This window comes from Nonomuraea rhodomycinica (genome assembly GCF_013363995.1).
In the GTDB taxonomy this organism is placed as follows: Bacteria; Actinomycetota; Actinomycetes; order Streptosporangiales; family Streptosporangiaceae; genus Nonomuraea; species Nonomuraea rhodomycinica.
Genome location: NZ_JABWGO010000006.1, coordinates 484,893 through 510,461, shown reverse-complemented (window position 1 = coordinate 510,461; position 25,569 = coordinate 484,893). Strand labels below are relative to the sequence as shown.

General features: G+C 72.7%; 23 protein-coding genes. 8 read left to right on the top strand and 15 right to left on the bottom strand.

What is annotated here, in order from left to right:
* From HT134_RS26165 to HT134_RS26125, 9 genes are all read right to left on the bottom strand, one after another.
* Positions 1-1,948: type IV secretion system protein (locus tag HT134_RS26165; protein ID WP_175603077.1), on the bottom strand; the 1,948-nt coding region annotated here is incomplete at its 3' end.
* Positions 1,945-4,419, bottom strand: coding sequence for an ATP-binding protein (locus HT134_RS26160; RefSeq protein ID WP_175603076.1), 2,475 nt, complete (start codon positions 4,417-4,419; stop codon positions 1,945-1,947). The genes HT134_RS26160 and HT134_RS26165, both read right to left, overlap by 4 nt.
* Positions 4,420-4,466: 47 nt before the next feature.
* On the bottom strand, positions 4,467-8,063 hold the full coding sequence (locus tag HT134_RS26155) for a TcpE family conjugal transfer membrane protein (RefSeq protein ID WP_175603075.1): 3,597 nt from the start codon (positions 8,061-8,063) through the stop codon (positions 4,467-4,469).
* Between the two features lie 55 nt (positions 8,064-8,118).
* Positions 8,119-8,364: a hypothetical protein gene (locus tag HT134_RS26150; RefSeq protein ID WP_205303807.1), complete on the bottom strand. Its 246-nt coding sequence runs from the start codon at positions 8,362-8,364 to the stop codon at positions 8,119-8,121.
* Positions 8,365-8,445: 81 nt separating this feature from the next.
* Positions 8,446-9,162, bottom strand: coding sequence for a conjugal transfer protein (locus tag HT134_RS26145; RefSeq protein ID WP_246365318.1), 717 nt, complete (start codon positions 9,160-9,162; stop codon positions 8,446-8,448).
* Positions 9,163-9,909: 747 nt separating this feature from the next.
* Positions 9,910-10,275 (bottom strand): hypothetical protein, encoded by a 366-nt coding sequence (locus tag HT134_RS26140; RefSeq protein ID WP_175603073.1) that lies wholly within the window; start codon positions 10,273-10,275, stop codon positions 9,910-9,912.
* Between the two features lie 96 nt (positions 10,276-10,371).
* The gene (locus tag HT134_RS26135) at positions 10,372-11,022 is read right to left on the bottom strand and encodes a flavin reductase family protein (RefSeq protein WP_175603072.1); all 651 of its coding nucleotides are present in this window, start codon (positions 11,020-11,022) and stop codon (positions 10,372-10,374) included.
* Positions 11,023-11,150: 128 nt separating this feature from the next.
* Positions 11,151-12,227: a redox-regulated ATPase YchF gene (ychF, locus tag HT134_RS26130; RefSeq protein ID WP_175603071.1), complete on the bottom strand. Its 1,077-nt coding sequence runs from the start codon at positions 12,225-12,227 to the stop codon at positions 11,151-11,153.
* A gap of 82 nt (positions 12,228-12,309) precedes the next feature.
* Positions 12,310-13,044 (bottom strand): hypothetical protein, encoded by a 735-nt coding sequence (locus tag HT134_RS26125; RefSeq protein ID WP_175603070.1) that lies wholly within the window; start codon positions 13,042-13,044, stop codon positions 12,310-12,312.
* 81 nt (positions 13,045-13,125) lie between these two features.
* Between HT134_RS26125 and HT134_RS26120 the strand changes: the two genes are divergently transcribed.
* A complete protein-coding gene (locus HT134_RS26120) occupies positions 13,126-14,382 on the top strand; it encodes a DNA recombination protein RmuC (protein ID WP_175603069.1) in 1,257 nt (418 codons plus the stop codon).
* A gap of 44 nt (positions 14,383-14,426) precedes the next feature.
* Positions 14,427-14,918 carry a DUF6542 domain-containing protein gene (locus HT134_RS26115; RefSeq protein ID WP_175603123.1) on the top strand — a complete coding sequence of 164 codons (492 nt, stop codon included), beginning with the start codon at positions 14,427-14,429 and terminating at the stop codon, positions 14,916-14,918.
* Positions 14,919-14,970: 52 nt separating this feature from the next.
* On the opposite strand, the gene HT134_RS26110 is transcribed toward HT134_RS26115, so the two are convergent.
* Positions 14,971-15,930 (bottom strand): 4-hydroxy-3-methylbut-2-enyl diphosphate reductase, encoded by a 960-nt coding sequence (locus tag HT134_RS26110; protein ID WP_175603068.1) that lies wholly within the window; start codon positions 15,928-15,930, stop codon positions 14,971-14,973.
* 100 nt (positions 15,931-16,030) lie between these two features.
* On the opposite strand from HT134_RS26110, the gene HT134_RS26105 reads away from it, so the two are divergent.
* Positions 16,031-17,323 carry a DUF8129 domain-containing protein gene (locus tag HT134_RS26105; RefSeq protein ID WP_175603067.1) on the top strand — a complete coding sequence of 431 codons (1,293 nt, stop codon included), beginning with the start codon at positions 16,031-16,033 and terminating at the stop codon, positions 17,321-17,323.
* 26 nt (positions 17,324-17,349) lie between these two features.
* Complete coding sequence (gene xseA, locus HT134_RS26100) at positions 17,350-18,645, top strand: exodeoxyribonuclease VII large subunit (RefSeq protein WP_246365313.1); 1,296 nt, start codon at positions 17,350-17,352, stop codon at positions 18,643-18,645.
* Positions 18,646-18,727: 82 nt separating this feature from the next.
* Here the strand turns inward: xseA and HT134_RS26095 are convergent, their stop codons facing one another.
* Positions 18,728-19,357, bottom strand: coding sequence for a TetR/AcrR family transcriptional regulator (locus HT134_RS26095; protein WP_312888430.1), 630 nt, complete (start codon positions 19,355-19,357; stop codon positions 18,728-18,730).
* Between the two features lie 111 nt (positions 19,358-19,468).
* Between HT134_RS26095 and HT134_RS26090 the strand changes: the two genes are divergently transcribed.
* Positions 19,469-19,882: a nitroreductase family deazaflavin-dependent oxidoreductase gene (locus tag HT134_RS26090; RefSeq protein ID WP_175603065.1), complete on the top strand. Its 414-nt coding sequence runs from the start codon at positions 19,469-19,471 to the stop codon at positions 19,880-19,882.
* Between the two features lie 122 nt (positions 19,883-20,004).
* Here HT134_RS26090 and HT134_RS26085 read toward each other — a convergent pair whose 3' ends face one another.
* The 3 genes from HT134_RS26085 to HT134_RS26075 all read right to left on the bottom strand — a co-directional run bounded on the left by HT134_RS26085 (position 20,005) and on the right by HT134_RS26075 (position 21,467).
* Positions 20,005-20,241, bottom strand: a complete 237-nt coding sequence (locus HT134_RS26085) for an exodeoxyribonuclease VII small subunit (protein WP_175603064.1) — start codon at positions 20,239-20,241, stop codon at positions 20,005-20,007.
* 72 nt (positions 20,242-20,313) lie between these two features.
* Positions 20,314-20,844, bottom strand: a complete 531-nt coding sequence (locus HT134_RS26080; RefSeq protein WP_175603063.1) for a DUF4245 domain-containing protein — start codon at positions 20,842-20,844, stop codon at positions 20,314-20,316.
* Between the two features lie 11 nt (positions 20,845-20,855).
* Positions 20,856-21,467 carry a TetR/AcrR family transcriptional regulator gene (locus HT134_RS26075; RefSeq protein WP_175603062.1) on the bottom strand — a complete coding sequence of 204 codons (612 nt, stop codon included), beginning with the start codon at positions 21,465-21,467 and terminating at the stop codon, positions 20,856-20,858.
* A gap of 234 nt (positions 21,468-21,701) precedes the next feature.
* On the opposite strand from HT134_RS26075, the gene glpX reads away from it, so the two are divergent.
* Positions 21,702-22,736: a class II fructose-bisphosphatase gene (gene glpX, locus HT134_RS26070; RefSeq protein ID WP_175603061.1), complete on the top strand. Its 1,035-nt coding sequence runs from the start codon at positions 21,702-21,704 to the stop codon at positions 22,734-22,736.
* Between the two features lie 97 nt (positions 22,737-22,833).
* Here glpX and HT134_RS26065 read toward each other — a convergent pair whose 3' ends face one another.
* Positions 22,834-23,481 carry a DUF1707 SHOCT-like domain-containing protein gene (locus HT134_RS26065; RefSeq protein ID WP_175603060.1) on the bottom strand — a complete coding sequence of 216 codons (648 nt, stop codon included), beginning with the start codon at positions 23,479-23,481 and terminating at the stop codon, positions 22,834-22,836.
* A gap of 184 nt (positions 23,482-23,665) precedes the next feature.
* On the opposite strand from HT134_RS26065, the gene HT134_RS26060 reads away from it, so the two are divergent.
* Positions 23,666-24,298 (top strand): DUF998 domain-containing protein, encoded by a 633-nt coding sequence (locus tag HT134_RS26060; RefSeq protein WP_175603059.1) that lies wholly within the window; start codon positions 23,666-23,668, stop codon positions 24,296-24,298.
* 102 nt (positions 24,299-24,400) lie between these two features.
* Positions 24,401-25,558: an MFS transporter gene (locus HT134_RS26055; RefSeq protein ID WP_175603058.1), complete on the top strand. Its 1,158-nt coding sequence runs from the start codon at positions 24,401-24,403 to the stop codon at positions 25,556-25,558.
* The last annotated feature ends 11 nt before the right edge of the window (positions 25,559-25,569 follow it).

The following is a 25,569-nucleotide window of genomic DNA, read 5'->3' as shown; positions in this document are numbered from 1 at the left end:
TGGAGAGCATGTCCGCATCCTGGATTCTGGCGCCGTGGTGGTCACCACCCCCTAGCAGGGCCGGGTGATCTTCGCCAGGAGGGCTTGGGAGCAGCAGTGGCTGAGGCCGCCCAAGCGGCCGGCGAGCGATATCTGTTCCGGCCGCGCCGCCCGCCGCCCGGGGACCACCGGCCGCCCCGGCGCCGCGCGCGCGGGCCGGAGTGCCGCCGAGGTTGAGCGGCGGCGCCGACCCCGGACGCGGCGCGGGCACCTGCCGGGACGCCGCCTTGCCGCCCTGCTGGTCGGTGCCGAGCGGAGCCGCCGTGGCGGGCACCCGCGTGCCCTGCTGCGTCGCGCCGGCCGCCGCCTCCTCGGCGCGGACCCGGCCCTGCGCGACCGCGCTCGCCGCGGCCGTCCCCGCCGCCGCGCCGGTCGCCGCGGCCTGGATGAGCGGCTCCGCCTTGCGCACGCCCCAGCGCCCGATACGGGCCGAGGCCACCGGCGGCAGCGCCACGGCCGACCGCTCCAGCGTGCGGGAGCTGGCCGCCTCGCCGAGCATCCGGGTGGCCAGCGTGTGGCCGTTCATGGACGCGAACAGGTGCTGGAACGGCCTGCGGTAGAAGAACACCGCGATCGTCAGCAGCGCCATGAACAGGATCTGCAGCCCCCACGGCATCGCCGTCGAGATGATCAGCGCGTAGCCGTACACGAGCACACCCAGCACCAGCGCCAGCACGGCCTGCCGGAGCAGCGTGCCGACGAGCATCTCCACCCAGCGCATCGCGATGATGCGCCCGCTGCCCGGGTGCACGCCGATCAGCAGGAACACCGGGCCGAGGATCAGCAGGAGCAGGAACCCGACCTTGAGCACCAGCAGCGAGACCGCCACCAGGAAGATCAGCACGCCCGCGACCAGGGCCGCGATGAGCGCGCCGATGGCCACGCCGAGCCGGGAGGTCCAGTCCTTGCCCTGGAAGATGGCGAAGCGCGGGTCGTTCTTGAGCTGTTCGGCGATCTCGGCGTACTTGGCCTGGTGCGCCGCCGCGTCGGCGGCCTGCTGGCCGGCCTGCGGCGCGGGGATCGCCTGCGTCTCCAGCATGAGCCGGCCGTAGTCGCGCACCACCGGCGCGTTCGGGTCGGCCGTGCCGAACAGGCCCACCAGCCACGGCTTGCAGACGAGCGTGGACCACAGGGCGTCGGCGTTCTGGTCGACGCCCGGCGTGCCGGTCTGGCCGTACCCGCCGGCCTTCACCACGGGGTTGGTCTGGCCGGGGCCGGGCAGGCAGGAGGCGCCGCCCGCGCCGGGCAGGCCGGAGAAGGCGGAGTTGACCACCTCGCCGGTCTTGTCCGTGACGACCTTGCCGAGGCCCGTGAAGTCACCCGGGCGGCTGAAGAACCAGGTGGCGACCGTGACCGCCAGCACCATCCAGATGACGCCCTCGGCCGTGGTCGTGGCCCGCTTCCGGATCAGCCCGTACCAGGCCAGCCAGATCGCGCCGAGGATCACGATCGGGCGGAGGAACGGCCAGTACATCGCCTCCGACAGGTTCGTCACGATGTCGTCCACCACGTCCTTGATGGACTGGAGCGGACCCTCCGTGGCGGCGGCCTGGTAGGTGGTGATCGTCACCCGGTCGATCGCCTTGGCCCACAGGAAGACCGTGTTGGCCCAGCCGTTGCCGAGGACGGCGACGATGTCGGAGCAGCCCAGGCCGTAGGTGTGCCAGAACTGGCCGCTCATGCCGAACTGCGCGTAGTTGGTCGGCGCCGCCGGAGCCGTGCCCTCGGGCTTCGGCGGCTGGATCATGCCGTCGACGCCGCTGCCGATCACCTCGGGGGTGAGCGCGGGCGACAGGTCGCACGGGCCCGCCGCGGCCGGCGACATGCCGCCCACCACGATCGGGACCACGAGAATGCCCGCGATCAGGGCCAGCGCGAGCGCGAGCCGCCTGGGTAGCCGGACCTTCATGACCGTACCTCCTGCGCTCGGCCCACTCCCCCTTGAAGATCATGCCCGCTGTCGCCGGGTTTGTCGTGGGTCGGATTCGTGTCGAGCCAGCGCAGCAGTTCCTCCGAGATCAGGTCCACTGCGATGCGGCCGGCCCGGCCGTCCAGATCACGGAAGATGCACTCGCCGTTGCCGAGCGAGCGCAGCACCGCCTTGTGCTCCTCCGACGGCTCCACCCCGAGCAGGGACATGACGTGGTCCACCTCGACGCGCTCGGTGGACCGGAACGCGAACACCGACGACAGGCAGTTGGTCACCTGTTCGTTGAGCAGGTCGCCGGCGTTCTGCGACACGAGGACGAGCGCGGTGTTGCGGGACCGGCCCATCCGGCTGACCTCGGGCACCAGCTTGGCGCCCTCCGGCGTGGACGTGATCGCCCACGCCTCGTCCAGGAAGATCGCCTTCGGGGCGCGGCGGTCGAGCCCGTTCATCAGCCGCCGCGCGAACTGTGACACCAGGTAGAGCAGCGCCACCGACAGCCGCTGCTCGTAGGAGTAGTCGTCGCGGCCGGTCGCCGCGTCCGGCAACGTCAGCCCGCCCAGCGTGAACACCGTCGTCCAGCCCTCGCTGTCGACCTGCTCGCCGCCCGACGGGTCGAAGCACAGCCTCGCCAGATGCATCTCCGACATGGAGCGCAGCACCGCGCCGAGGTTCTTGGAGGCCGCGTCGTCCGACTGCTCCAGGAACTCGACGACCTTGCCCAGCGACGGGTCCGGCTGGTTGGACACGGCGGCGACGGCCTGGATCATCGCCGACTCCCGCTCCTCCGACATGCGCGGCAGCAGCAGCCGCAGCGTCTCCGTGGCCATCGTCTTCTTGGCCGCGATGTCGTCGCCGAACGAGAACGGGTCCAGCAGCCCCGGCGCGGCCGAGCCGAGCGGGATGACGCGTGCCCTGCGACCCCGCTTCTGCAGCAGCTCCACCAGCGACTCGGCGTCGCCCTTCGGGTCGATCACCGCGACCGTCACGCCGCGCAGCGCCATCTGATAGATCATCAGCAGCGCGAGCGTGGTCTTGCCGCCGCCCGGCTCGCCGGTGATCGCGATGGCCGTCGGCCGGTTGCGGGTCGCCGCCACCAGCGGGTCGAAGTGCACGATGCTGCGCGCCCGGCCCACGGTCTCGCCGATGTACGGGCCGTGCCAGCCCTCGCTGCCCTCGCCGAGCCGGTCACCGAGATCGACCGTGGCCGTGGCCATGCCGCCCGCGATCGTGCGCAGCGGCTGGCGCTGGGCGTAGGCGTTGACCCGTACCTTCTCGCCCGGCAGCGCCTCGCAGAACAGCGAGAACTGGTCGCCGGTCGAGTTCACCACGTCGATGCCCATGTCGCGGTAGTGCTCGACGACCGCCTCCACCCGCTGCACGCAGATGTCCTCGGTCGGGGCCGCCACGATGAGCCGGTGCCAGCCGTATACGAAGGGCAGCCGCTCCTTGGTGATGCCATGCTCCAGCATGCGGGCGGCGTCGATCTGCTCGGCCAGCGCGATCGGCGCCTCGGCGCCGGCCTCGCGGATGTGGATGTCCATGTCGCGGGCGTGCGCCAGCTTGCGCGCGACGTCCTTGGACGCCTTCACCGGCGGGATCAGCCGCATCCGCGACGAGATCTCCACCGGGAACGGGAGCTGGTCGGCGAAGTGCAGCCACGGCTCGCCGTCCGGGAACGGCATGAGGTCGGGGAAACGGGCGAACGACAGGTGCGCCACGTACGAGTCGCCCTGCGGCTGCACGATGCGCAGCAGCGACCGGCCGTTGTGGATCTCCCCCTCCACCAGCGACTCGATCTCGCCCCTGCCCCAGCGCCGCTTCGGGCTCGCCGACGGCGGCGGGTCGCCGATGCCGCCGGCCGCCGCGTGCTGGAACAACCACGCCACCTCGACCGAGGTGGCGTGCCGGGCGTACAGGGCGCTGGAGGCCAGCGCCCTGCCGAGCCGCTCGGCCTGCTCGGTCCAGCGGGCGATCTCGCCGTCGGGCACGTGGTCGTCGTCGATGCCGAGCACCTTCTCGGTGCGCTGGTAGAAGCCGAACAGCTGCGACAGCACGCCGCCGCCGATCTGCCGGCCGCGCGGGCCCAGCCGTACGCCGAGGTAGACCTCCTTCGTCCAGAAGTCCTTCGCCCAGACGTGGCGGTACATCTCCTCCAGGTAGTCGCGCCAGCCCGGCCCCTCGTCGGAGGTGCCGTTCAGCGCCATCGCCCATTCGGCCGCCGGGTACGTGCGGTGCGCCACCCGCAGGTGGACCTCGGCGTCGGGCATCCGGATCGCGGCCAGCGCGATCGTGATGTTGGTGGCCAGCGCCTCGCGTTCGTCGGGGGTGACGAACTCGTAGCTGACCGTCGGCAGGCGGAAGTACGCCCATGCGCTGGTGTCGGTGAGCAGGATGCGGTCGTCGAAGTAGCGGACCGCGAGGCGCTGGTGCGCTCTGGACGCCCGGCTCATGCCACCCCCTCGGCGCATGAGCCGGGCGTCCCCGCTCGCTCGTTCACTTAACGTTCACCGATTCTCGTGCCCGGGGGGTCACTCGCCAACTCCTCTTCGCTCACTCGGACGGACTGTGCCGCGAAGCCCGCGACCACCACGCCGGCGAGGGCCAGGTAGGCCCGGCGCCCGGCCGCGCGCAACTGCCCCGGGTCGACGAGCTCGGCGCCCCCCGGCGCCAGGTCGTCCTCCCAGGGGACCCGGACGATGGCCCGGCACCTGCCACGGGCCACCGCCTCCGCCTGCTCGACGTCGGACATCGAGCGCCTGCTCACCCCGTTGACCACCATGACCGCCCGCCTGCGCAGGTCGGCGCAGCCGTGCCCGTCCAGCCACTCGAACGTCATCGCCACCGCCTCCGCCGCCTCCTCGCTCGCCGGGACCACGAGGACGAGCTGGTCCGCGTACGGCAGGACACGGGCGGCCAGCGCGGCGGCCGGGTCGATGACGGTCAGCTTGTAGTGGCGGTCGAGCAGGTGGATGACCTGGCCGAGGCGGTGGTCGGAGAAGAGCGTGCGGTCCGACAGGCGCCGCTCGGCGTCGGCGTCGTTGTCGGCCCCGATCACCTCCAGGCCGGAGGCGGTGCGGGTGGTGTAGCCCCGCATCGACAGGTAGCCGCCGACGTGGTCGAGCCCGGCCAGCAGCGAGGCCAGGGTCTCGGGGGTCTCGGGGGCCACCCTGCTGGTCAGGGTCTCGCCGCCGGTGTTGGCGTCGACGGCGATCACCTTGTCGTCGCGGTACCTCGCCAGGGTGTGGCCCAGCATCAGGGCCGTCGTGCTCTGGCCGGCGCCGCCGGTGCAGCCGAGGACCACGATCCTGCGGCTGCCGTTGAAGACGCCCCTCGCCCGGGCCTCGTCGATCTCGGACCCGTCGCTGCGCACCCCACCGCCGCCGACGACGACCTGGGCGATGCGCCGCCACCCGCCGGAGTCGCGCCCGACCACGGACTCGACCCTGCGCACGCGCCCCTCACGGGACCCGCCCCCGCCGACCCGCTGCACCGGCCGCCCACCGGACTGCCCGGCACCGCCGGCTCCCTCGACCGGCGCGACGGACGCCCGAGGACCACCCTCCCGAGACGTGGCGACCGTCTCACGCTCACCGGACGGGGGTGCGGCCTGCTCCCGGTCACCCGGCGCGGGGACAGTCTGCTCACGGTCACCTGCGGCAGGAGCGGCCCGCTCGCTGTCGCCGGGCGTGCGCGGATCCCCGTGCTCGCCCGTCGCGGGCGCCCTACGGTCTTCGGCCGCGGACGCGTCGCGGCTTTCACGCGCGGACGCGTCACGGCTTTCATGTGCGGACGCGTCACGGCTTTCATGTGCGGGGACATCGCGGCTTTCACGCGCGGACGCGTCACGGCTTTCACGCGCGGGGCCGTCGCGGTCCACGCGTACGGAGGCGTCGCGGTTCTCCGCCGCGGGCTGGTCGCGGTCCTCGGGCGGGGAGAGGTCGCGATCTCCGGGCGCGGGGGCGTCACTGCCGCCGGACGTCGGCGTCACGTCCTGGTCGTCGCCCGGCGCGGGGGTGACAGAGTCGCGGGCGTCCGGCTGCTTGGCGTCGGGGCCGCCGAGGACGGACGGGACGAGACGTACGGGCTTGGCGCCAGACCCCTGCGGTGGCCACACCTGCTGAGTGCCGGGCATCGGCGGCACCTGCCGGGGCGGCTGCCCCTTGCGGTGCTGCATGCGCGCCACCTCGTCGTCACGCGGCTCCGCGCTTCCCGACCGCCCTCCGGGGTGCCCGGCCGCCCCACCGGACGCGCCCGGAGCCACCGCGCCCGAGACCGACCCGCCCGGAGCAGCCGCCCCGCGAGCCTCGCCGCCTTCGGGAGACGGGATGACGTCGGGAGAGGGGGTGACGTCGGGAGAGGGGGTGACATTGGGAGACGGGGTGATCTCAGCAGAGGTGGAGGCGTCAGCGGGGCTGGAGACGTCGGCAGGCGCGGAGGCGTCCGCGGGCGGGGAAAGCTCATCAGGCGCGGAGACGTGGGCAGGTGCCGAGGCGTCCGCGGCCGAGGAGAGGTCAGCAAGCGAGGAGGCGTCGCCACGGGACCCCTCAGGCTCCGCCGACCCTCCGGGTGCACCGACGGACCCCGACACCTCCTGTGGCGCGGACGATGCGGGCGCGTCGGCTCGCGGGCCGGGCAGAGCGGACGAGCCCTGACCAGGCAGCGTGGACGTACCCTCACCAGGCAACGTGGACGTGCCCTCACCAGGCAACGTCGGCGAGCCCTCACCGGGCGGAGTGGACGCACCGGGGCCGGGCGGCGTGGGCGAGTCCGGGCCGGGCAGCGCCGGTGATCCGCCGCGTGAGGTCGAGCGCTGCGGGTCGGCGCTGGCCGCGAGCTTGCGCAGGCGGCGGAGGGCCTCCGTGTCGATGGGCTTGCCCACCACGGGCTCCTGACGGGCTCCGGAACGCTCGTCACGCCGCCCGGCACGCCCGCGCTCCCCGTCCCCAAGGACTCCGCCTCGCTCGCCTCCAGAGACCTCGACTCGCTCGCCTCCAGGGACCCCGACTCGCTCGTCCCCGGCGACTCCGCCTCGCTCATCGGCCCCCTGCGGAGCCCCAGGTCGGCGATTCCCGTCCTCGGCGAGCTCTCGGCGCCCCGACCGGCCACTGCCCTCTGCGGCGGGCTCCGGGCGTCCCGACGCACGGCCGCCCTCTCCCGCGACGTCCCGATCCTCCGACCGTCGGCCGCTTCCCGATCGGGTCGCTTCCCGGCGCTTCGACGGCCGGTCGCTTCCCTCCCCGGGCGCGCCGCCGTCCGCGAAGGGCACGTGCTCGTCCGAAGACCCAGAAGGCGCCGAGGACCTGGAAGACTCCACACCCTCCTCGCCGTACAGCTCGCCCCACCGCACCGGCGCGGACGTCTCCCCCCGTACGGTGACCTCGCCCTCCACGTGGACGTCGCCCCGTACCGTCACGTCCCCCCCGACCGTGACGTCGCCCCGGAGGGTGACCGTCGACGCCTCGCCCTGCACGGTCACCGGCTCGTCCCGGTGGCCGAGAGCGGGGGCCGTGCCGCGCCGGGCGGTGACGCCGCGGCCCGCGCGGCCCGCGGAGACGGCGGTGACGGGGGTGGGCTCGGCCACCGGAGCCTGTGCGGCGGCCGCGGCGGCGGCAGCGACGGCGGGGCGCACGGCGCGCGGCCCGGAGGGCGTCTCGACGGCCCGCGACCTGCGCTGCGCGGCGCCGGCCTTGCGGGCCTTCTTCGGGCGCTTCACGCGTACGGGAGCGGGCGCGGTGTGCCAGATGCGGCCGGAGAAGCTGACGGTCTCGGGCTCGGACATCGGCGAAAGGCGGTACCAGGCGCGCGGCTGCCCGAGGTAGCGAAGCTGGGACTCCAGCAGCTCGGTGAGCCGCTTACCCTCGATGACGGGGCGGGTGGACAGCCAGGTCACGATGCCCGGCGGCACCAGGAACAGCACGTGCCACGGCATCGCCACGGGCACGCCGATCAGCACGAGCAGGAGCGACCACGGGACGAAGACCCCGACGAACACGCCTATCCAGACGATCGGCAACGGCATCGGCAGCCGTAGGTCGTACAGCTTGTAGAGCCGCTTCTCGATGCGCCAGATGTTCGTGTACGTGGGCAGGTCCACGCGGTCCTCCTCTCCACCCGCTCGTTCATGACCGCCGTGGAGCGGTCTCAATCCTTTACTTGATGCCCAGCGCGCCCGCGATCGCCTTTGCCGTCACCTCGATGATGTTGGGCACGTAGAAGATCACACCGATGGCCACGGCCAGGATCAGGAACTGCACGAATCTGGTGATCTCGCGGGTGAAGAGGAAGAACAGCGCGACCACCGACACGACGACCAGGAACAGCGGAGCGAAGAAGGCGCGCAGGAAGTCGGCGAGCCCCTCGGTGTTGACGCCGGTCGGCGCGGGCGACGGCGTCATCTGGATCAGGTTGAGCACTATGGTCTTCAAGATCACTTCTTGTCCTCCCGGGGGGTGCCGATCAGCAGCGCGGTCGTGCGTCTATCCAACGGCCCGACCGGCGCCGCGGATGTCCTTGACGTACCACTTGTCGCCCTGCTTCTCGACGGTGAGGCGGTAGGCCTGCTCGATGCGGCCGCCCGTCGCGCTCGCGTCGGCGCCGGCGTCGGCCGACGGCGAGGCGCCGGGCACGACCCACACCACCACTGCCTCGACCTCTCGGGTGGCACCCCCCACAGGCACCACGAGATCCTGCAACCCGCCGAAGGTGAACGCGCCGCCGAAGCTCGGCACGCTCGCGCCGACGGCGAGGTAACGCTGCAACCCCGCGGCGTCCCCCGAGGCGTAGTCCTTGAAGAAGCCCTCCATCTGAGGCTTGAGCTCCGCCTCGGCGACGTCGTCGGTCTCGGCCGCGGCGACCTGGGGCAGGTCGGCGGGCGCGGGCGCGGGCAGGATCGCGGGCCTGCCCGAGACGACGAAGCGGCCGCCGGCGTCGTCGCCGGAGTAGTAGATCGGCACGGACAGCAGCATCCTGCGCGTGCCCGACTGGAAGGCGACCGAGACGACGGCGTTGTTGGCGTCGTCGGCCTTGATGTCGTACGGCTGGATGGCGACGGCGGCGAACTTGCCGTTGCCGTCCCATCCGAGCTGGGGCGCCATGCCCTCGGCCAGGAACGCGGCGAGCTTGCCCTGCCTGCTCGTGGCGTCGGCCGGGCTGAAATTCAGATAGACGCCGGCGAACTGGGCGGCGAACGCCATGCCACGCTGGGTGGGGAATCCGGTGCCCGTCGCGGGTGACGCATTGGGCGCTGGGGCGTTTTGCTGGGTAAACCGCTCAAATGGTGCACGGACCCCATTGACCACGATTACTACGATAAGCGCCCAGAGAATGGCGCGGCCCATCCAGACCAGCCAGCGCCCGCCGCCACCCGACCAGCGCCCGCGACGCGGACGCCGCGAGGGTGGCAGGTCGTAGTCGGAGAGCTCAGGGCGCGCCGAAAGCTCGGGGTCGCCAGCGATCCGAGGACCGTGCTGGACGGTTGACCTACGAGCCATCACGCCTCCGCTCGCGCCAATCCCCCCGGCTGGCGCGGTGTCGTCCGTTGCCGATCCCCATCATCCGTGGTGAAGCAGTCACCCTATCCGGTCTCCGCCATTGTTCCAGGAAAGCCACGCCCATGCTGCAGGCATCGCCGTCCGGGAGCAAACCGAGTACGCATGACTCCCCGGAGTGTTGGTTCTTGCGCCGAACGCGCGGAATAGGCATTTGACCAGGCCAGACGCCCTTTGTCGCATTACCCGGCGGCCAGAGGTTCCTGTCCAAATGGCGTAGGGACTGTCGCGACCTGCGCATTTGGTATAAGACGGGCAGGCCGCACGCCGCTGTGGGCGTGCGGCCTGGTCAGCGCCTCTACCGCGGGAGCAGAGCCGCCCGCAGGCGTTACGCGCTCCGCGTACGCGCCGCGTGCCGTCCCCTCCGCGAGTCGCGTCCCCTGACGGAACGGTTCAGGCGGCCGGCTCGGAGTCGCCCGCGGCGGACGAGCGCCGCACGGCGCGCACGTCCCGGGCCGGACTCGGCAGGTCACGCCCGGCCGCGGCCGGCAGGTCGCGGCCGACCGGAGCGGGCAGGTCGCGCCGGGGGACGGTGCGCTCCAGGGCGCCGCGCAGCTCGGCGAGCATGGCGGCGGCGTCGCGCTCGCGCACCCACGTCGCCAGCTCCTCCCGCTCGTCCGCCTTCCTGCGCAGGTACGCCTCGCGGTTCACGCGCAGGCCGTACATCAGCTCGACCCTGAGCAGGGCGAGCTCCTCCTCAAGGGTGATCCCCGTGAGCGAGGGTGCGGGACGTCGTTTCCGGATGATGCGACGGATCATGAGGGCCCTCCCGAGTCAGCGTGAACGCCGTGACGATTCGACGCCCAGGTGCCCAAAGTGGTTGACGCATCATCCTTTTCCCGGGTGGGGGAACCCTCAACCGCGCGCGGCGCCCTCCTCCGACTCCAGCCGGTGCGGCATCCGCCAGCCCTTGGCCAGACGCGACGGGCGCAGGTTGGACCCGCCGCCGAAGAACTCGCAGAACTTCATGATCAGCGGGTCCCAGCCCACCGGGTCCACGTAGTGCGTGCCGGGGATGATCAGCTCCTCGTCCACGTGCGCGCGCACCACCTTGACCTGGAAGGCTGTCGCGTTCCCGTCCGGGCCGCCGAACGGACGGCTCTCCTCCACGACGCATTCGAGCTGCACCGGGCACTCCAGCACCCTCGGCGCCTTCACCAGCTCGGCCGCCTGCTCGGTCAGCCCCGCCACCGCGAACTTGTTCCGCTCGTGCCGGTAGCCCTGCTCCACCCGGCGCTCGTTGATCACCGTGTTCGCGGTCAGCAACGCCAGCCGGTCCACGGCGTCCACCAGGGACGACGGCACCAGGTTGAGCACGCACTCCCGTTCACGGGCCAGGTTGGCCGAGGTCTGGGAGCTGTTGCCCACACCGAGCATGGCGTGCTCGCCCAGCCACCAGGCCGACGACATCGGCATGAGGTTGGCCGAGCCGTCCTCGTTGCGCGAGCCGATCAGCACCACCGGCGTGCCGAAGTACAGCACCTTCAGGTCGGAGATCGTGTGCATTACCGCTGGTCCTCAACTTCCGCATAGGGGTCGGTCGTGACGACTCTCCCCGATCCGGACGCGGGACGCCGGTGGAAATCGGACCTCGCGTACGCGCTCCGAGCGAAGCCTCGTGATCGTGTGCGGCCTCAGACGTTGAAGCGGAACTCCACCACGTCGCCGTCGCGCATGACGTAGTCCTTGCCCTCGATGCGCGCCTTGCCCAGCGAGCGGGCCTTGGCGATCGAGCCGGCCTCCATCAGGTCGTCGAACGAGACGACCTCGGCCTTGATGAAGCCACGCTGGAAGTCGGTGTGGATGACCCCGGCCGCCTCCGGCGCGGTCGCGCCCTTGCGGATCGTCCAGGCCCTGGTCTCCTTGGGCCCGGCCGTCAGGTAGGTCTGCAGGCCGAGCGTCTCGAAACCGACCCGGGCGAGCTGGGACAGGCCGGACTCCTCCTGGCCGACGGACTGGAGCAGTTCCAGCGCCTCCTCGTCGTCGAGCTCGACCAGCTCCGACTCGATCTTGGCGTCGAGGAACACCGCCTCGGCCGGGGCCACCAGGTCGGCGAGCTGGCCCCGCAGGTCGGCGTCCGTCAGCTCGTCGGCGTCGAGGTTGAAGACGTACAGGAACGGCTTGGCCGTCAGCAGGTGGAGCTCGCGCAGCCCCTCGCCGTCGAGCCCGCTCTCGAAGATGGTCTTGCCGGTCTCCAGGACCTTCAGCGCGCTCTCGGCGGCCTCCAGCGCGGCCTTCTTGTCCTTGTTGTTGCGCGCCTCCTTCTGCAGGCGCGGGATGGCCTTCTCGACCGTCTGCAGGTCGGCCATGATCAGCTCGGTGTTGATCGTCTCGATGTCGCGCTTGGGCGAGATCTCACCGTCGACGTGGGTCACGTCGGGGTCGCCGAAGACCCGGATCACCTGGCAGATCGCGTCGGTGTCGCGGATGTTGGCGAGGAACTGGTTGCCCCGGCCCTGGCCCTCGGAGGCGCCCTTGACCAGGCCGGCGATGTCGACGAACTCCACCTTGGCGGGCAGGATGCGCGCCGAGCCGAAGATCTCGGCCAGCTTGGGCAGCCGGTCGTCGGGCACGCCGACGATGCCCACGTTGGGCTCGATGGTGGCGAACGGGTAGTTGGCGGCCAGCGCGTTGCCGGTCTTGGTCAGCGCGTTGAACAGCGTGGACTTGCCCACGTTGGGCAGGCCGACGATGCCGATGGACAGGCTCATGCGTGCTCCTTGACCGGCCGCACGAGCCTCCGGCCGCTGCTGGTGGTGGTTGCCTGGCTGCGCTCGCTCACGTCCAGCGAGTCTACTTGCTGACGAGACGCAGGCAGGTCACCGGCCGGTAGGCCCCACGGGCCCGCAGGTAGCGCTGCGAGCCCTTCGGGCAGCTCTCCGGCCTGGTCTCGAACGAGGTCACCCGCGCCCACGCGCCGCGCGAGCGGCACCCCACCCGGGTGATCGCGGCCCGGTCCACCGTGTCGCCGGCCGGTCTGGCCACGCACATGCCGCGGTCCAGCACCTGGCCGCCCGGCCCCAGACAGGCGACGGGGCCGGTGCCGACCGTGTCCAGCGTGCCGGAGGGGCAGGCCGAGGCCCGCGTCTCGATGGCCAGGGCCCTGCCGTACCAGCCGCGCTGCGCGCAGGGCCGCTCGCGGCCGTCGAGCGTGACGCAGTCGCCCGCCCTGAGCATGCCCCCGCCGGCGCCCGGCGCGCCCAGGTGCGGGTCGAGGTAGGCGCGGACGCAGGCCGTGCGGCCGTCGCCGATCCGCACCACGTCGTCGGTGTCGTCGGGACAGCCGCCGTGGCCGGGCGGGTCGGCGGCGATGGCCAGCACCTCGTACTGCCCCCCGTTGCACGGCGTGAGGACGTATCCGGCGTCCGAGCCGTTCACGCAGGCGCCCGGCTCCCAGTGGAGCGGCGCTCTGGTCGCGTCAGGAGCGGTCGGCCCCGTGCGGACGGCCGTCCCCGCCAGCACGACCACGCCCGCCACCCCGAAGGCCGCCACGGCGAGCGACAGCGCCGCGCGCAAACCAGTAGTCATGTGGGTACTCTGCGTGACGGCCGGTGCCCGCGCAAGCGTGTCTGGCGGATCGGGCGGGGTGATCCTGCCATCATCGCTGTGATGGACGTCGTCTCGCTTCTCCTCGGACTCGCCGCCGGTCTCGCCATCGGCTTCATGATCGCCCGGACGAGGGCGGCGGTGCGGGTGGCCGAGGCGGAGGCGCGGGCCAGGACCGCGGGCGACAAGCTCGCCTACGTCGAGGAACAGCTCACCGAGCGCTTCCAGGCCCTGTCCACGCGCGCCCTCGACGTCAACAACCTGCGCTTCCTCGAACTCGCCGAGACCCGGCTGGCCGCCACCCGGGCCGAGGCCGCGGGCGACCTCGACCAGCGCAGGCAGGCGGTCGAGCACCTGGTCGAGCCGCTGAAGGACGCGCTCGCCCGGGTCGAGGCGCAGCTGCGCGACACCGAGGCGGGCCAGCGCGCCGCCCGCGCCGAGCTGGCCAAGCAGATGGAGTTCGTCCGGCAGAGCAGCCAGGAGCTGCGCGCCCAGACCACGGCCCTGGTCCGCGCCCTGCAGCGGCCCGAGGCGCGCGGCCGGTGGGGCGAGCTGCAGTTGCGCCGGGTCGCCGAGATCGCCGGCATGCAGCGCCACTGCGACTTCGACGAGCAGGTCACCGAGGGTTCCATGCGCCCCGACATGGTGGTGCGGCTGGCCGGGGGCAAGAACATCGTCGTCGACTCCAAGGTGTCGCTGGCCGCCTACCTGGAGGCCGCGGAGGCGTCCGACGAGTCGCTGGCCTCCGTGCGCCTCGACGCGCACGCCCGGCACGTCCGCGAGCACATCGACCGGCTGGCGAGCAAGTCCTACTGGCAGGCGTTCAACCCGTCGCCGGAGTTCGTCGTCCTGTTCATCCCCGGGGAGGCGTTCCTCGCCCCGGCGCTGGAGCGCGATCCCGGGCTGCTGGAGTACGCGATGACCCGGCGCGTGCACATCGCCACCCCGACCACGCTCATCACCATGCTGCGGACCGCGCACTACGCCTGGCAGCAGGCCGCGCTCAGCGAGAACGCCCGTGCCGTGTTCGAGCTGGGCAAGGAGCTGTACGAGCGGCTGGCGTCGCTGGGCAGGAACGTCGACACCCTCGGTAAGTCGCTCACCCGGGCCGTCGAGGCGTACAACAAGACCGTGGGATCCCTGGAGAGCCGCGTGCTGGTCAGCGCGCGCAAACTGCACGATCTGGGCGTCGTGGACGGCGAGCTGGGCTCGCCCGAGATGCTGGAGGGCCTGCCGAGGCCCCTCGCCTCACCCGAACTGCTGGAAACCCCGTCTCTGATTTCCCCGGTCAACGGTAAGTTGGCCAACGGATCGCAGTAAGGGGGCGGGGGCCAGTGAGTGAGAAGGGCAGGCGCTCGGGCGTGATGTTGACCGCCCGCGGCGCCATCGTGCTCGCCCTGGCCGTCACCGTGGCCGCCTACGCGCTGGCCGGGCAGCTCGACCTGGGCTTCCTGGTGGGCGCGGCGTTCGTGGCCGCCAGCCTGGTCGGCGTGCTGCTGGTCAACCCGCGCGACCTGCTGTCGCTGGTGGTGACGCCGCCGCTGGTGTTCTTCGCGGCGACGCTCGTCGTCGAGTTCGTCCGCGCGCTCGGCTCCCCCAACCTGGGGCAGTCGCTGGCGATCGGGCTGTACACGTCGCTCTCGGCGGGCGCGCCCTGGCTGTTCGCGGGCTCGGCCGTGGTGCTCGGCGTGGCCCTGCGGCGCGGGCTGCGCGACAACGTGCGCGAGCTGCGCGAGGAGTTGCGGGCGGGCGCCGAGGCGGCCCGCCCGTCACGCAAGCAGGCGTACGAGCCGGAACCCGAGGGCTACTTCGAGCCCCGGGTCTACGGCACGCCCCGGACGCAGACCGAGGACTGACCCCCAGGGGGACGGTCCGGTCGTCCGGGGGACGGTCCGGTCGCGAGCCGGGTCAGGAGACGCGCAGGTCCTTGCGCAGCTCGTGGGGCAGCGCGAAGCGCATGCTCTCCTGCACCGACTCGACCTGCTCCACGTCGCCGAACCCGTGGCGGGCCAGGTGGGCGAGCACCTCGTCCACCAGCTCCTCGGGCACCGAGGCGCCGCTGGTCAGGCCGACCGTGGTGACGCCCTCCAGCCACTCGTCGCGGATGAACGAGGCGTTGTCGACGAGGTAGGCGGCGTCGGCGCCGTGGTCCTTGGCCACCTCGACCAGGCGCTTGGAGTTGGAGGAGTTGTCGGAGCCGACGACGATGACCAGCTCGGCCTGCGCGGCGATCTCCTTCACCGCGACCTGGCGGTTCTGGGTGGCGTAGCAGATGTCGTCGCTCGGCGGGTCGATCAGCGTCGGGAAGCGCTCCTTGAGGCGGGCGACCGTCTCGGTGGTCTCGTCGACCGACAGCGTCGTCTGCGACAGCCAGACCAGCTTGGACGGGTCCTTCACCTGGACCTTGCCGACCGCGTCGAGGCCGTCGACGAGCTGGATGTGGTCGGGCGCCTCGCCGGAGGTGCCCTCCACCTCCTCGTGGCCCTCGTGGCCGATCAGCAGGATGTCGTAGTCCTGGGCGGCGAACCGTCTGGCCTCGTTGTGCACCTTGGTGACCAGCGGGCAGGTGGCGTCGATGGTGCGCAGCCCGCGCTGCCGGGCCTCACCGTGCACGGCCGGGGAGACGCCGTGGGCGGAGAACACCACGATCTCGCCCTCGGGCACCTCCTCGGTCTCCTCGACGAAGATGGCGCCCTTGGCCTCCAGCGTCTTGACGACGTGGGTGTTGTGGACGATCTGCTTACGGACGTAGATCGGCGCGCCGTACTGCTCCAGAGCCTTCTCGACCGCGACCACGGCCCGATCGACGCCGGCACAGTAGCCGCGGGGCTTGGCTACGAGGACTCTGCGGGAAGTACGGGGCTCCATACTTGGTAATGCTACGTGGAGGACGGGCAGGACCGCGCGTGCACGCCCGCTCGCCGTTTGCCACACTGGCCCTCCGATACAGACCTCCCAGGGAGACGTCATGTCCCTCAGCGACGTGATACGCAACATCGCCAAGACCGTCACCGACAAGGAGAAGGCCAAGGAGCTTCCTCTCATGGTCGTCCAGTCCACGTTGAGCGCCGCCGGGCAGGCGTTGCTGCTGGTGGACCGGGTGAAGAACTCCATCAAGGGGCTGGGCTCCAAGGAGGACGAGACCGAGACGCGGTCCCCGGCGGCGGCCGACGCCACGGCCGCGCCGGCCGAGGAGGAGCGGCCCGCCCGCAAGGAGCCCGTCATCTTCGCGCCGCGCCCGTCCGGAGCCGCCGAGAAGACCGGGGAGCAGAACGGCTCCGCCGCCAAGGCCAGGCCCGAGCCGGTGATCTTCACCCCGGCCAAGCCCGCCGCGGAGACCACGGCCGCGCCCGCCACCCCCGAGCCCGCCGCTGCCGAGCCCGCGGCCCCGGCCGCCGAGCCCGCGACTCCGAAGTCGAGCGCCGCCGAGCCCGTCACCGCCCCTGAGCCCGCCGCGGCGCCTGAGCCCGTCGCCGCGGCCGAGCCGGCGGCGGGCGCGGAGCCCGCCGAGCCCGCCAAGCCGGTCGCCGTGGAGCCCGAGCCCGCTCCCGCCGCCGAGGCCGAGCCGGAGGTCAAGCCGGAGACCGCCGCCGAGGCCAAGCCGGAGGCCGAAGCCGAGACGAAGACCGAGGCCGCGCCCGCGGTTGAGGTTGAGACGAAGGCCGCGGCCGCGCCCGAGGCTGAGGCCGAAGCCGCAACCGAGGCTGAGACGAAGGCGGAGGCCGCAACCGACGCGGAGGCCGCGCCCGCCGCCCCCGAGGCGGAGGCGAAGCCGAAGGCCGCCGCGAAGCGCACCGCCAAGCCCAAGGCAGAGGCCGAGCCCAAGACGGAAGCCAAGCCCAAGGCAGAGGCCACGCCGAAGGCAGACGCGAAGGCAGAGGCCAAGCCGAAGGCAGACGCGAAGGCGGAGGCCAAGCCGAAGGCCGCCGCCAAGGCCGCGAAGCCGGCGAAGGCCGCCAAGCCCGCCGCCGAGCCCGCGGCCCCGGCCGCCGAGCCGGCCGGCGCGCTCGCGGAGGCCGTCGCCGCGACCCCGGAGGCCGCCGCGATCGCCGAGGCCGACGCCGCCGCCGGCGCGACCACCCTCGCCGAGCCGCTGCCCGGCTACGCCGACCTGACCGTGGCCTCCCTGCGCGCCAGGATGCGCGGCAAGTCCGCCGAGCAGATCAGCGGTCTGCTGACGTACGAGCAGGCCACGGCCGGCCGCCCCGAGGTGATCAAGATGTTCGAGAACCGCCTGGCCAAGCTCCAGGCCGGGGAATAGCCGCCGCGGCCCCGTAGTCTTCCGGCATGACCACGAAGACCTCGCCCGAGTCCCCGCTGCCGATCCGCACCGTCCTGCAGATGGTGGGCGGCTGGATCGGCAAGCTGGGCACGGTCTGGGTGGAGGGCCAGATCACCGACCTGAGCGCGCGGGGCGGCACGGTGTTCCTGACGCTGCGCGACCCGGTGGCCAACGTCTCGGCCCGGGTCACCGCGCCACGCGGCGTGTACGAGGCGGCCGTGCCGCGTCCGGCCGACGGCGCCCGCGTGGTGGTCCACGTCAAACCCGACTTCTGGGTCAACCGGGGGTCTTTCGCCTTCACCGCGCTGGAGATCAGGCCGGTCGGGGTGGGCGAGCTGCTGGCCCGGCTGGAGCGGCTGCGCCAGTTGCTGGCCGCCGAGGGGCTGTTCAACACCGACCGCAAGCGGCGGCTGCCGTTCCTGCCGGGCACGGTGGGCCTGATCTGCGGGCGCGACTCGGCGGCGGAGCGCGACGTGCTGGAGAACTCCCGGCGCCGCTGGCCCGCCGTGCGCTTCAAGGTCGAGGAGGTCGCGGTCCAGGGGCCGTATGCCGTGGGCGAGGTCACCGAGGCGCTGCGGAAGCTGGACGCCGACTCCTCGGTGGACGTGATCGTCATCGCCCGGGGCGGCGGCTCGCTGGAGGACCTGCTGCCGTTCTCGGACGAGACGCTGGTACGGGCCGTGGCCGGCTGCCGTACCCCCGTGGTGAGCGCGATCGGCCACGAGCAGGACAGCCCGCTGCTGGACCTGGTGGCCGACGTGCGGGCCTCCACGCCCACCGACGCCGCGAAGAAGGTGGTGCCGGACGTCGGCGAGCAGCTCACGCTGGTGCGCCAGCTCCGCGACCGGGGGCGGCGGGTGCTGGGCGGCTGGCTCGACCGGGAGATGTCGTGGCTCACCTCGGCCCGCTCGCGGCCGTCGCTGGCCGACCCGGTGCGCGAGCTCGAACGGCGCGCGGAGCAGGTGGACGCGCTGCGCGACCGGGCCCGGCGCTCGCTGACGGGCTCGCTCGACCGGGCGGGTGACTCGCTGACGCATCTGCGCGCCCGGCTGGTGGCGCTGTCGCCGGCCGCCACGCTCGAACGCGGCTACGCCATCGTCCAGGACCCCTCGGGCGACGTCGTACGGCTGGCCAAGGACGTCTCGCCGGGGGCGCTGCTGACGATCCGGCTCACCGACGACCGGCTCTCGGTCCGGGCCCTGGGCCCGGACGCGGAGGACTCCCCCGAGAGCCCGCAGGACCCGCCGAAGCCCGCCAGAGCCCGCAAGCCCCGCGCCAAGCCCGCCGCCGACGAGGGCTGACGCCGACCAGAACGGGCGCCGACCAGAACGGGCGCCGACCGCCACTGGCAGGGACCGCCACTGGCGCAGACCGCGGCTTCCGCTACGCCTCGCCGGGACGCCCGCCCCGCGGGGCGTGGAGGACGGCCGTGATCAGGGCGTCGAGCCCGGCCTTGAACTCGTCGAGCGACCTGCCGCGCTCGACGAGCTGGGAGTGGATCAGGCGGGCGTTGACGGGGGCGAGCAGGGCGTTCGCGAAGAAGCCCGCGTCGAGATCGGGGCGCGCCTCGGCGAGCAGCGCCGCCACGTGCGTGTGGTGGATCCAGTACGGCCCGCTGTATCCCGCCTTGGACGCCCCCAGTTCGAGCTGCAGGTAGATGTCCTGCTGTGCCACCATCCGGTCCACCCGTGCCCGCAGGAAGGCGCGCAGGCGCGCGTCCGGGGGCGCGCCGGGGCCGACCGGCGGCGGCCCGGTCATGAACGCGGCCTGGAAGCGCCGCTCGTGCTCGTCGATGAGCGCCCACACCAGCCCGGTCCGGTGGCCGAAGCGGCGGTAGACCGTGCCGACGCCGACGCCGGCCTCGCGGGCGACCTCGTCCAGGGAGAGCTGGTGGGCGCCGCGCTCGGCGATGAGCCTGGAGGCGACGTCGAGGATGCGCCGGCGGTTACGGGCGGCGTCGGCGCGTTCGGGCTGGGGTTGCCCGAGGACGGGCAGGGGCTCGCGTCCGCACACGTCGCAGAGCATACCTCCGCCTTCTCCGCGGAACGGCTTGTAAGCGGAATTTTCTCCGCTTAGGCTGTGCTCCACTCAAGCGGAGAAGTTTCCGGTTCAAGGAGCGTGGTCATGGCCAACGATTTCAACCAGCAGGTGATCGACGAGTTCCGCGCCAACGGCGGCAAGGTCGGCGGGATGTTCGAGGGCGCCCCCCTGGTGCTGCTGACCACCACGGGCAGGAAGAGCGGCAAGCAGGTCACCACGCCGGTGATGTACCTGAAGGACGGCGAGCGGGTGATCGTGATCGCGTCCTACGCGGGCGCCGACCATCACCCCGCCTGGTACCACAACCTGGTCGCCAACCCCGAGGTCACGGCCGAGGTCGGCACCGAGACGTACCGCGCCAGGGCGGAGGTCGTGGAGGGCGAGGAGCGCGACCGGCTCTTCGCCCGGATGGTGGAGCAGGCACCGGGCTTCGCCGAGTACCAGAACAAGACCGAGCGCCGCATCCCCGTCGTCGCCCTGGACCTGCAGCCCGCCTGACGACCGGTGCATCGCCCGAAGCGGACAGCCCGCCTGACGACCGGTGCGCCACCCGAAGCGGACAGCCCGCCTGACGACCGGTGCGTCGCCCGCAACGGACAGGGCGCCGGGAGGGCGGGAGTCTAGAACGGGGCGTCGTCGTCGCGGGCGGCGCCCGCCTCGGTGCGGCGGGCCATCGCGGCGGCGAGCTTGACCCTGGCCCCCTGCAGCCACTCCTCGCAGATCGCGGCCAGCTTCTCGCCCCGCTCCCACAGCTCGATCGACTGCTCCAGGGTGAGCCCGCCGGTCTCCAGGCGGCGCACCACCTCGGTCAGCTCCTCGCGGGCCTGCTCGTATGAGGGCGTCTTGTCGTCTGCCACGTCACCACCCTAGAGTCACGGGCGCGCGGGCGCGCCCAGCCCCGCCGCCCGGCCCGGACCGGACGACGGCGGTCAGCTCTTGGGGCGCTGCTGGAGCGTGGCCGCCAGCTCGCCGAGCTCGGGCCAGTCGGCCGTGCCCGTGACCACCAGCGTCACGTCCGGCAGGACGCGCACCAGCGACCGCTGCTTCTTGTCCTCGCGGAAGCGGCGCTCCCACGTCTGCCCGGCCACCTGCTGGCCGCCGATCGCCTTGTCGGTGTTGGCCATGCGGCTGGCGAACCCGGCCGCCGGCTTCTCGTCGCTCTGCGCCAGCATGGCGTGCTCACGCTTGGCCGTAGCGTAGCCGATGGACAGGACCTGGGCGCCGTTCTCGCCCTTGGCGATGCGGTTGCTGTTGGGGATCCAGCCGGCCGGGTCCTGCTTGGGGGCCCACACCTGGTACGGCACGGTGCGGGCGAAGTTGGCGACGGTGATCGAGTAGTCGCGCCGGGGGATGTGCTCCTGGCGGCCCTGCGGTGCGACCAGCAGGAACAGGCCCGCCGCCCCCAGGCAGACGAACAGCGCTACCGCGTAGCCGTAGAACCCCTCAGTGAACCGTCGCACACCTGGCGAGATTACCCGCTGGCCGCGCCGGTCGCCGAAGCGGCCGGTCGGATCTGGCCGATGATGGCGAGCACGTCCTCGGCCAGGTCGCGGTCGCCGGTGCGCACGACCTCCGACACCGCCGCCGCGAGCGCGCCCGTGATCACCACGACCAGGGCGCCCTCGTCGTCGTCGAACAGGGCCGCGTTGCGCTCGGCCCACTTGCGCAGCCGGTCGCGCATGACCACCTCGAAGCCGGGCGGCCCGTCGCCGCGCAGGAACAGCGCGGCCACCTCCCGCTCCTCCAGGCACCCGTCGAGGTAGGCCCGGGCCGCGCGGATGAACACCTTCATCGGGTCGCTCTCACCCTCGGCCCGCGCCTCGCGCGCGGCCTGGCTGGTGCGCTGGGCCTGCTTGGCCTGGAACTCCTCGAACAGCGTGAGATAGAGGTCGGCCTTGCCGGAGAAGTGATGGTAGAGGCTGCCCACGCTGGCCTCGGCCCGGCCCACGACGTCGGTGACGCCGGCCTCGGCGAAGCCCTTGGAGACGAAGACCTCCTTGGCGGCCTTGAGTAGCGCGGTGCGCGTGGCAGCGCCCCGCTCGGAGGTGCGGGCTGTGACCGGCTGTTCCACATCGCTGCTCATGGCAGGCACATTATCCTCCGCTGTCCGGGGATACATGGGCAACCGGCATCCACCTGGCGGGGGTACACGGACGTGGCTTCCGGGACGGCTCGGCGCCGTCACCAGTGATCGTTCAGCGGGCGATCCGGGCACACGGGCCGGGCCCACCCGAGAACGGCCGCGCACCCATTTCTCGGTTGACCTTGGGTACGCAACTACCATCGAGTCAGTTGTCCACGAGGAGGGCCCGCCATCATGTCCGATCAGACGTCCGTACCCCCAGCGCTGGCGACGGGCGAGCACGCCCCCGACCGCAACCTCGCCCTGGAGCTGGTACGCGTCACCGAGGCGGCCGCGATGGCCGCCGCCCGCTGGGTCGGGCGGGGGGACAAGAACGGGGCGGACGGCGCCGCGGTCAACGCGATGCGCCAGCTGATCAACACGGTGTCCATGAACGGCGTGGTCGTCATCGGCGAGGGCGAGAAGGACGACGCCCCCATGCTGTTCAACGGCGAGCACGTCGGCGACGGCAGCGGGCCCGACTGCGACGTGGCGGTCGACCCCATCGACGGCACCCGGCTGACGGCGCTCGGCATGCCCGACGCCGTGTCGGTGATCGCGGTGAGCGAGCGCGGCTCGATGTACGACCCGTCGGCCGTCTTCTACATGGAGAAGCTGGTCACCGGGCCGGAGGCGGCCGACGTGGTGGACATCGAGGCGCCGGTCGCGGCCAACATCGCGGCGGTGGCCCGGGCCAAGGGCTGCTCGGCCTCCGACGTCACCGTCGTGGTGCTCGACCGGCCCCGGCACGAGCAGCTGGTCAAGGAGATCAGGGAGACCGGGGCGCGCATCAAGTTCATCGTGGACGGCGACGTGGCGGGGGCCATCATGGCCGGCCGCGTCGGCACGGGCATCGACCTCATGATGGGCATCGGCGGCACCCCCGAGGGCATCGTCGCGGCGTGCGCGCTCAAGTGCCTGGGCGGGGTCATCCAGGGCAAGCTGTGGCCGCGCGACGACGCCGAGCGCGGGCGGGCCGTCGACGCCGGGCACGACCTCGACAAGGTGCTCACCACCAACGACCTGGTCCGCTCCGACGACGTGTTCTTCGCCGCGACCGGCATCACGCAGGGTGAGCTGATGCAGGGCGTGCGCTACGGCAAGGGCGTGGCGATGACCAGCTCGCTGGTCATGCGCGGGCGCTCGGGCACGATTCGCAAGGTCGACAGCGAGCACCAGCTCTGGAAGCTGCGGGCCTACAGCGCGATCAACTTCGACACCGCGGGCTGAGGCACCGCGGGCTGGGACACCACGGGCTGGGACACCACGGGCTGAGGCACCGCGGTCCAGGCACCGCGGGTCCGGGGACCAGGGGCGGGCGGCCCCGTCAGCGGCGGCGCTTGCGGCGGGGTGGCTCCTTGACCTTGACGTCGCCGGCGAAGTTGGTGGTGCGCACCTCGACCACGGGCGCGCCCGGCTCGGTGGGCTGCTTGGTCAGCCGCACGGTCTTGTCCTTGGTCACCCGGATGACCTCCAGGTCCTCCGGCACGTGGATCTCCAGCCCGCCGAAGACGAGCGTGGCGTTGATCACGATGCGCCGGTTCTGGAGGATGGCGTCGCGCAGGTCGAGCTTGGTCGTGCCGAACATGGCGGTCACGTCCAGCTCGGCCGGCACCACCCAGCGCCCGCCGCGCTGCTCCTGCTTGAAGAACGCCGACACCGGCCGGCCGTCGAGCCGCAGCGGCTGCTCGTCGGCCGGGAGCAGGTCCTCGGTGAGGTGCGCGAGGTCGCCGAGGGTGCGGGCGGAGTAGAGGGTCCCGAGCCGCTCCTCCAGCTCCTCCAGGGTGATCCGGCCGTCGGCGTGGGCGTCCTGGAGCACCTGCGCGACGCGTTCGCGGTCGTCGTCGGAGGCGCGCAGCTCCTGCGGCTGGGGGGTGTCGGGCCGGGCGGGGCGCCGGGCACTGATCCACTCCTCGGCCAGTCGCTCGCCGACCTCCTGCAGGCGGGGCAGCCACGCTCCCGGGCGCTCGTTCACATCTCGACGATATCCGGCGCACGGCCCGCGTGCTCGCCTCCGCGGGTCCGGCCAAGGTGACGAGTCCGTACGAGTCCTGGTTTCGTACGGTCATGGGGTGCCAAGGGCGGAATCCGGCGCCGGGCCCGCCCGTTGACCGGAGCGGGGCCCGCCCGTACGGCGGCGGCCCGGAGGGAGGCGGCTGGTGCGGCACGCGGCGCGGTGGGGGCTCGGCGCGGTGGGCGCCGGCGTGGCGGTGGTCGCCGGGCTGGACCTGGCCGGCGCCGGGACGGGCGAGCTCAACCCGCTGCGCAGGACCATCAGCGAGCACGGCCTCGGCGCGTACGGCTGGGTCTTCGGCCTCGGCGTCGCGCTGCTCGCGGCGGGCTCGGCGGCGATCGGGGTCGCGCTGGCCCGCACGCGGCTCGCGGGGGTGTTCGGCACGCTGGCGCTGATGGCGTGGAGCGCGGGGCTGCTGGTGACGGCCTGGTTCCCCAAGCACGACTGGTCGGTCGGCCCGAGCCTGAGCGGCAGCATCCACCGGGTGGGGAGCCTGGTGGCCTTCCTCAGCCTGCCGGTGGCGGCGCTGGTCATCGCCCGTCCCTGGCGGCACGCCGGGCGGCGCGGTCCGGCGCTGGCCGCCTTCGGCCTGGGCCTGGGCTCGGTGCTGTGGGTCGCGGGGATCGTCGCGGTGGTGCTGGTGGGGGCGCGCAGCGGCCTGGCGTGGTGGCAGGTCATGCCGCTCGGCCTGGTGGAACGCGGTCTGGCGGTCACGGAGGTGGCCGCCGTGGTGGCGCTGGGTGTGTGCGCCCTGGCGAAAGGGCCGGTCGACCGCTAACCTGACCGCGCCTCACGTTTGCCGAACCTCCCCCGCTGAACCCCCACGCTTGAACCCCCACGCTTGAACCCCCCACGCTGAACCCCCCACCTGGAGGCCGCCGTGCCGACCCCCCGTGATTTCCAGGCCCGCATCGCCGCGTACGTCGCCTACGCCGTGCAGGGACTGTCGTTCGCGACCCTGCTCACCCAGGTCGCCAACCTGCAGAACCGGCACGGCCTCGACGAGGGCACGCTGACCCTGATCCTGCTGGTCGTGCCGGTCTTCGCGGGCGTCGGCAGCGTGGCCGCCGGCTCCTACGCCGCGCGGCGGGGCAGCAAGCCGCTGCTGCGGGCCGCGCAGCCGACCGTGGCCGCGGGCGTGGTGCTCGCCGGGCTCGCCCCGAACGTACCGGTACTGCTCGTCGCGCTGCTGGTGTTCGGGCTGGCGGTCGGCGCGGTCGACGCGGGCATCAACATGCAGGGCGTGGCGGTCGAGCGCCGGTACGGCCGCGCCGTGCTCAACGGCTTCCACTGCGTGTGGAGCGTGTTCAGCCTGTTCGGCGCGCTGTGGGCGTCGGCCGCGTCGGGGCTCGACCTCGGGGTGGTCATGAGCGTGCCGATGGTGCTGGCCGTGGCGGCCTCGCTCTACGCCGGGCCGCGGCTGTGCACGGCCGAGGAGGAGAAGGTCGAGCACGCGGAGGCGGCGCCCGGCGCGCGGTTCCCATGGCGGCCGATCATCCCGCTCTGCCTGGCGATGGGCTTCCTGTACGTCGGCGACGCCGCGGTCTCCAACTTCAGCACGGTCTTCATGAAGGACGTCCTGTCCGCCTCGCCCGGCGTGGTCCCGCTGGCCTACGCCGCCTACCAGGCCACGACGCTGGCCGTACGGCTCGGCGGCGACCTCGCGGTGCGCCGGTACGGCTCGGCGGCCATCGTGCGCATCGGCGGGGCCATCGCGACGCTCGGCTTCGTCGGCATCGTGGCCGCGCCCAGCCAGCCGCTGGCCATCGTGGCGTTCGGGCTGACCGGCGTGGGTCTGTCGGTGGTGGCGCCGCAGTCGTTCTCGGCGGCGGGCCGGCTGGACCCGGCGGGCACGGGGGTGGCCATCGCCCGGGTCAACCTGTTCAACTACGTGGGCTTCATCGTCGGCGCCGCGCTGGTGGGCGCGCTGGCCGACTCCTTCGACATGCGGATCGCGTTCGCCGCGCCGCTCGTGCTGGCCGGCGTGATCATCGTGCTGGCGAGGGGGTTCGAGCCCGCGGTCAAGACGGCGGCCTGACGCCGCACCCG